This is a genomic window from Streptomyces sp. NPDC126510 (genome assembly GCF_040302345.1).
Taxonomy (GTDB): domain Bacteria; phylum Actinomycetota; class Actinomycetes; order Streptomycetales; family Streptomycetaceae; genus Streptomyces.
The window spans coordinates 1-5386 of sequence record NZ_JBEORR010000086.1 but is presented as its reverse complement, the minus strand read 5'-3'; the positions used below and the strand labels follow the sequence as shown (position 1 = coordinate 5386).

Annotated in this window: 4 protein-coding genes; 3 read left to right on the top strand and 1 reads right to left on the bottom strand. The window is 58.7% G+C overall.

Annotated elements, in window-relative coordinates; translation table 11 throughout:
* Positions 1 to 71: 71 nt before the first annotated feature.
* A complete protein-coding gene (locus ABTX60_RS43000; protein ID WP_245220045.1) occupies positions 72 to 2453 on the bottom strand; it encodes a DUF4365 domain-containing protein in 2382 nt (793 codons plus the stop codon).
* Positions 2454 to 2832: 379 nt separating this feature from the next.
* On the opposite strand from ABTX60_RS43000, the gene ABTX60_RS42995 reads away from it, so the two are divergent.
* The 3 genes from ABTX60_RS42995 to ABTX60_RS42985 all read left to right on the top strand — a co-directional run bounded on the left by ABTX60_RS42995 (position 2833) and on the right by ABTX60_RS42985 (position 5200).
* The gene (locus tag ABTX60_RS42995; protein WP_307807323.1) at positions 2833 to 3666 is read left to right on the top strand and encodes a DUF3560 domain-containing protein; all 834 of its coding nucleotides are present in this window, start codon (positions 2833 to 2835) and stop codon (positions 3664 to 3666) included.
* The gene (locus tag ABTX60_RS42990; RefSeq protein ID WP_003942448.1) at positions 3663 to 4019 is read left to right on the top strand and encodes a hypothetical protein; all 357 of its coding nucleotides are present in this window, start codon (positions 3663 to 3665) and stop codon (positions 4017 to 4019) included. Before ABTX60_RS42995 ends, ABTX60_RS42990 begins: the two co-directional genes overlap by 4 nt.
* Positions 4020 to 4228: 209 nt before the next feature.
* Entirely contained in the window at positions 4229 to 5200 is a 972-nt protein-coding gene (locus ABTX60_RS42985) for a DUF4192 domain-containing protein (protein ID WP_003942433.1), read from the top strand.
* The last annotated feature ends 186 nt before the right edge of the window (positions 5201 to 5386 follow it).

Genomic DNA, 5386 nt, shown 5'->3' with positions numbered 1-5386 from the left:
TTGGTCGAGAACGGTTGTGTCGCAACTCCCATTCTTACGCCGAGGACCAGCCCGTCTACTTCAATCCCTCGTCAGCAACGTCCATACCCACAACAACTAGGCCCCTCTGAGGGAAGGGCGACCATCAAGTCATGGAGCGGACCTGCAATAACATCGACCACCTCTGGAGGAATCTTTTTCCCCAGAATTGCGATCCTCGCTAGCACTCCCTGGCGGTCAGAGACGAAAGGCAGTTCCGTCGTCAATAGGTCGGAGATCGAATCCCACGAAGCGAGCTGGGGATACCAGACATTCAGTGTGACCAGATCGGATGCAAAGTCCTTCACTCCCATGGCGAACGAGCCGCTTTTGAGGTCGGAGATCCGCTGGGTGGTCGCGGAGGACAGCTTCTCAATAACGCCCTTCGCTATGTCGTCATCTAGGTCTCGTACATCTCCAAAAGCACTGAGAGCGGACAAGTTCCCTTCTTCAATTCGCTTCTGAATCGTTTCCCGATGGGCGGAATCGTGCTTGGCGAGGATTCGATCGAACGCTTCTTTGAGTGCCGGGCCGTCCTTGCTGCGCACGGCAACCGCCGTTCTGTCGTCGCTGGTCCATTCACTTATTGGCACGTTCTCCACGACGCGTGCCCAATCGTACGAGGAGCCGATATCCCCTTGCTGTGGAGATTCTTTGATGTGTTCGATCACCTCACGCAGGACCGGCGCTGAAATCACGGAAACAAGATTCGACAAAACCTTCAGCAGTGCATGCTCCAGTGAGAAGGTCGGCTGCAGCCGAGTTGCCAAGTCGCCAGTATCATTCAACCTCGCCAGTATCCAGCGTGCATGCGTGTCTGCCCAGTCTGTTTCAAGGACATCGGAGGCAGACGAAATCGTTTGCAGGTCAGCGTGTAGCGAAGTTCGAGTCCCGAGTTCAAGTCGCACTACGCCCGCTGCAGCGCGGACCGCGGTTGCGGGCCCCACCCTTAGTAAATGCCGCACAGTGTCCTCGATCAGCTTGTGTTCACCTGCGTGCCTCAGCGCAGCCAGCGATTTAGCGATCTCCTCAGCTGAGCTGTCGTTCATGAGCGTGTACTGGGCCAAGAGTGTGTGCGATCTTCGCCAGGATGAATGATCCGCAGCGATCCCGGCAAGCAGCGTCGCCGACCGGAGCCTCAAGCTGGTCGGATCCAGTTCTGGGCCCTCGGAATTACCCACCCATACTTGGAACTGGTCGGTGAACTGAATCTCCAGGCCGTCCGCTACCTCCTGCCGACTCCACCACGACGCGAGGGTGTCACGGCCCTTGATCACTTCCTCAACACCGATAACTTCCTTGCTGTCCGTCGACCATGGGTTGAGTCTGAAGATGAGATCAGTGCCCGATCCTGTGATTGCCATAGCGGTTGGGTCATCTACCGCTACATTTCGAATTTTTTGGACGTCGACGGCACAGAGACGTGCATTTGCGAGATCGCCGAGCTCGGCTAGACAACGGCCTCTGTGCAGGAGGAGCCACGCCCGATCGACGTCGCTGTAATCGCTATGGGTCAGAGCGCCGTCTACGACGTCCAATCCGCCTTGTGGGTTTCCGTCTTCGACGGAAAGAGCACAGGCGAACACTGCGGCTGCAGCCCGTTCCGATGGCGCCTTGGCGTCCTTGACCAGTTTTTCGAGCGCGTCAATGTTGGCGTCACCGCCCAGAATGTCGTGCGCTGCAGCATAAAATCGCCACCCCCACGTGGTCGAGCTTCGGCATTCCGCGAGGTCCGGTGCCGGATCCTTAGTACTTTTGGCCAGCGCGTCAACCGCCGTGCGCGGTGTCAGGTGCCTCAGCCGCATTTTGATCAACAATGCGATGGCTTCGTGGGGTTCCAGTTTCGTCACTGGCGAGTTCGGGTGGGGGGCCACCAGGCGCGGCGTCAACATCGCATAGCGGTAACGATCAGTCGACAACACATCTGCACTACCCCACGCAGTCCCTTCCCATTGTGAGTGGATTCGGCCTTTGGTCGCGATTTCCAGGAGGTCTCCTATGTGGTGTTTGTCGACAGTTGAATCAACGCGGACCAGAATCTTGGCACCTTTGCCGGTACTTTTAACTGAATCCTGTGTCACATGAACCCAATACGATTTTTCGGTGGACTCCTCATGCAGGAACAGGATGAACGGCACAGAGTATTCGAGCCAATACTTCAAATGCTCACTGTTGGTATCACGGAACCACCATCCAACAAGTTTTCCGTCCGCATCGAATTCCGGATAATCGAACCACGTGTCCCCGTTCTTCACCTGACCAGCGATGAGTGCACCAGAATCAATGCCTGTTGCCGTCCGCGGCTGCAGAAAGACATCTGTACCGACTTCGCCGGCAGGGTTGGGGGCTACGTGCCAATTCAATTTCGTGAACTGGTAGCCGATGGCTAATTCCCCAATGTTTCCGGTTTGGACGGTACTACTGGCTTTTATCATTGTTTCGCCTCATCTGCCGCGTTCCCTGATGGTTCCTGTCTATAGACAATCACAACCTGCGTGTATGTCCCCGGCACCGGGTGCGGCGGGGACATACACGCAGGTGAATGCATGTTTTTGTCGGATATCGAGGGTAGGTTTGGAGGTGTCCAATTGCTGACGGGCGGACTGACTACCTGCCCCACTGTTAGGTCGGAGATTCGAAGTGACGTTGACGATTTCGCACACTGCCGCGGATGGAACGCTAATTGACGGGACCTCTCGCGGTGATGGTTCCGGAGATGTATTGGCGGCGCACGGGTGGAGGTGGTTTCGCAGTATCGGTTTCTGGGGGATCCGGAGCAGTAGGGATCGGGCTCCGAAGGTTCGCCTGATTGAGTTGACTGCAGAGGCGTTGCGCGCGAGTGGTTTCGATGTCGAGATTGATATCGACTCGACAGCGCGGCCGACGGCCGAGGTCGAGGCCGATCGCATTGATCGTCAAACTGCTCGGGTGGAAGCGCTCGCGCTGAAGGCGGGGCGCCGGTCAGAACAGGCGGAGTCGGCTTGGGAGGCAGAGCAGCGCGCGGCTGCCCAGCTTCCTCCTGGGGGTGAGCCGATCAAGGTCGGGCACCATTCGGAGGGGCGGCATCGGCGAGCGCTCAAGAAAGTCCATCAGCGCCTGGGACAGGCTGTGGCAGCCGAGGGGAATGCGGAGGAAGCACGTAGGCGCGCGGAGGCGACAGCGGTGACCACAGCGGCTCGCTACAGCCCGGTGACCGTGAAGAATCGGATCGACAAAATGCACGCAGAGCAGCGCGCGGACCAACGCGAGCTCGACGGTCACGAGCGGACGCTCTTCGTGGTGCGTGGCGTGAAGCTGATCGAGAAATTTCCTCCGGCCGAGGGCACCTACCGTCAGGCGTTGATTACCCGTATCGCCGAGCGGGCCGACCAGATCACCTATTGGGAAGGAATCCGCGCCCAGCAGATCGCGTCAGGTCAGGCCAACAATTTCGGGCCGGACACGATCGCGAAAGGAGATCTGGTCAGGTGCTCGGGTGTCTGGTATTCGGTGGTTCGGGTCAATAAGAAATCTGTCACTGTTCCGGCGAGGATTGGCGGCGATTGGACGGACACTATTCCGTATCACAAACTTGCTGGACACAGGCAGGCGAAGGAAGCCGAAACAGCTTCGGCCAGTTCATCTTCCATCAAGGAGGTTCGGTCGTGAACAGTCTCCGGGACGAGATTCACAGCGGAGAGTTTCGGCAGTCGCGCCACTATCCGGTTGCACGTTCCGTGGAACGTGTTGCTGCCCAAACATTTATGCGACTCCACCCCGAGACCGAGTGGCCACCGGTTAACGGCCACTTCGCGGACGTGTACCGCCTCGCCAGCTGGCGTCTGCTCACACCGCTCGAGACTGTCGCCGCTCTCGATTACGAAACTCTGACGGCGAGCTCGTGGGACGCTCTGCCGGACGATCAGCGCGAAGCCTGGTTCGAGCATGTGCGCGGCACCAATTCTCGTCTGTCACGCACCCGGATCGGCAGATTCACAGCCGAGGTGATCACTGCCCCTTAGCAGCTAAGACTACGGGAGGCCGGCGCTTTGCGTCGCCTCCTGTGTCTATGTCCCCGGCACCGGGTGTGCCGGGGACATAGACACAGGTCAAAGTGCCTTTTTGTCGTAGGCGTGGGGTAGCTTTCAAGTGTTCGTCAGTCCAATCCATCGGGTGAATCTGACCAGTTCGCCCACCGACCCAAAGGGGTTCCGTAATGCCAGCTTTCCGAATGACCAGCCCGTCCGATGTTGTCGCCGGTGCCGTGGCTATGGGTGGCCATCTTCCCGAGGACGAGTTGGTCATCATCACCCTCGATGTGCACCCGTGCAGGGTCGCCATGCTCCCCCTCCTCAATCTGCTCCCTGGCGTGTCGGAGGGAATTCTGAGTTCCTTGCGTGTGACACCAGCTCTGGAAGAGTGCCAATCGATGCTTGTGGTTGTCTTTGGCACGCTCGAACGGGGCAATGACGTAGCCGAAGCGCTCGAAACATTTCGGCCCGATTCAGTTCCGCCTGTGTTCGTTTTCACCGATGGTCTGGTACGTCAATGGACGGGCGCGGGATCACTTGCCGCACAGTCGGGTACACCTGTCGATCTTGCAGCACACCCACTGATCACCGAAGCGTTGTTCGAGGGCACAACGATTCTCAAGACCCGCAGCGAGATCCGAGCAGGGTTTACCGCCGCGCAGCACGGCCCGGAACGCGCTGCCGCGGCCTCACGGGCCTTCGGCGCCAAGCGCATCGTTCTACGCGCCATGGAGCCACAGCGAGCGGCCGATCGGGTATTCGATCTGGCACTTTCGCACTACCTGGACGGCACGTCACAGCACGGCATTACCGTTACCGATGAGCACGCAGCCGTTATTGCTGCTGCCATGCATGACGTGACGGTGCGCGATCTGTTGTTCGCACACATCGACGAAAACAATGCCGATGCAGCCGCCGAGGTAATGCGGCAGGTCGGCGCACTTTTACCCGAGGATTTGGCCGGTCCGCTCATGGTGTTCGCCGGAGTCTTCAACTGGGTCAATCGCCGCTCTGCGCTGGCACGTGAAGCACTGACGAGTGGCCGCCGACTCGACCCGTCCCACAGCTTCGGGAAAATGTTCGAGCAGGTTCTCGACAACGGTCTGCACCCCGCGATCTGGGAACAATTGCGGACTGCGGCAGTTCTGGCACATCAAACCCAGGCGCAGTAGATAACGAATCGGTGGCGCAATGCATTTCGTGACTGCGCCACCGATTTTCTTGCCCTGCGCCAATGGAGCCGAGCGACGATTCTCGTTTCGCCGCGATTTTCTAAATTGCGTTTTAGCGCAACGAAATACCCGCAACCCCGGCCGCGCAGCGGCGGGAATTTCCGTTACAGGGCGGCTTGCCGCCCG